Genomic DNA, 1,740 nt, shown 5'->3' on the forward strand with positions numbered 1-1,740 from the left:
GCCACCGCACGATCGGGGTGGCAGGCAGGTCGCCGAGGCCGCCGCCGGGCAGTTCCGGCAGTGCCGCGGCGCTGGTGGCGCCGAGCGTGGTCACCGCAGCCAGTGCCGCCGGCGTCTTGTGCTCGAACACGTCGCGGGGGGTGAACTCGAAGCCGGTGGCCTTGGCGCGCGAAACGAGTTGGATGGACATGATGCTGTCGCCGCCGAGTGCGAAGAACGAATCGTCGACACCGACGGTGTCCACCCCGAGCACCTGCGCGAACAACGCGACAAGTTGGGTTTCGACCTCACCGGCCGGGGTGCGGGTCGTGGTCGTCAGGGCCGCGAAGTCCGGTGCGGGCAGCGCACGCCGATCCAGCTTTCCGGTGGCGGTGGTCGGCATCGCGTCGAGCACCACCAGGGTGGCGGGCACCATGTACGTGGCCAGGTCGGCCGCGACCGTCGCCAGTGTCGCCGCGACGTCGACGTCGACCCCGGTTTCCGGGACCACGTAGCCGACGAGCCGATCGCCGGTGTGGTCGGTACCGGAGCGCTCGTCGTGGTGCACGAGGGCGACGGCGCGGGCGATACCGGGGCAGCGCATCAGTGCCGCCTCGATCTCGCCGAGTTCGATGCGGAAGCCACGCCACTGCACCTGGAAGTCGCTGCGGCCGAGGTATTCGACGTCGCCGGTGCGGGTGCGACGCGCCAGGTCACCGGTGCGGTACAGGCGGGAGCAGGGTGCGCCGTGGGGATCGGCGACGAAGCGGGCCGCCGTCAGGCCGGGGCGACCGAGATAGCCGTGGGCGAGTTGGTCGCCGGCGACATACAGGTCGCCGGACACGCCCGTCGGGACCGGATGCAGGCGGGCGTCGAGGATGCGCAGTCGCAGTCCGGGGACGGCGTCGCCGATGACGCTGGCGGTGGCGGTGGCCGCGGACGTCCGGTCCAGCGGCAGCGCCGTCACGTGCACCGTCGTCTCGGTGATGCCGTACATGTTCACCAAGGTCGGTGCGCTGTCCGGGTGTCGCCGGTACCAGCGTTCGAGTTGCGTCAGATCCAGGGCTTCACCGCCGAAGATCACCCAGCGCAGCGACAGGCCGCGGTCGGCGGCGGTCCGGTCGGCCTCGACGAGTTGATAGAACGCGGTCGGGGTCTGGTTGAGGACGGTGACGTGTTCGCGGCGCAGTAGTTCGAGGAATGCGTCCGGGGACCGGGCGGTGTCGTGGTCGACGACGACGAGCCGGCCACCGTAGGCGAGCGCCCCCCACATCTCCCACACCGAGAAGTCGAACGCGTACGAGTGGAACATCGTCCATACGTCGTGCCGGTCGAACCGGTAGCGCGGTGCGGTCGCGTCGAGCAGGGCGACGACGGTGCGGTGCGGCACCATCACCCCCTTGGGGCGGCCGGTGGACCCGGAGGTGTAGATGACGTATGCGGTGTGGTCGGGTCGCCGCCTGCGGTGCCGTTCGTCGTCGTCGAACGCGGTGTCGGGCAGGTCGGCGATCTCGGTGGCCGTGTCCGTGTCGTCGAGGAGGAGTTCCGGCAGGTCGGTGTCGGGCAGCGCATCCCGGTGTTCGGTGGTGGTGACCACGCAGACCGGTCGAGCGTCGTCGAACATGAACGCCAGCCGCTCGGGAGGGTACGACACGTCGATCGGTAGGTACGCGGCGCCGGTGTCGAGGACCGCGAGCAGCACCGCGACCAGGTGGGTGGTGCGCGGCAACGCCACCGCGACGCGCGTGCCCGGTGCGGCGC

General features: G+C 70.9%; 1 protein-coding gene. It reads right to left on the reverse strand.

Annotated features, from left to right (window positions below; genetic code table 11):
• Window positions 1-1,740 (reverse strand): amino acid adenylation domain-containing protein (locus WAX14_RS19960; protein ID WP_422629787.1); only part of this gene is annotated, 1,740 nt, incomplete at both ends.

This window comes from Rhodococcus sp. (in: high G+C Gram-positive bacteria), from assembly GCF_049299235.1.
GTDB lineage: Bacteria > Actinomycetota > Actinomycetes > Mycobacteriales > Mycobacteriaceae > Rhodococcus.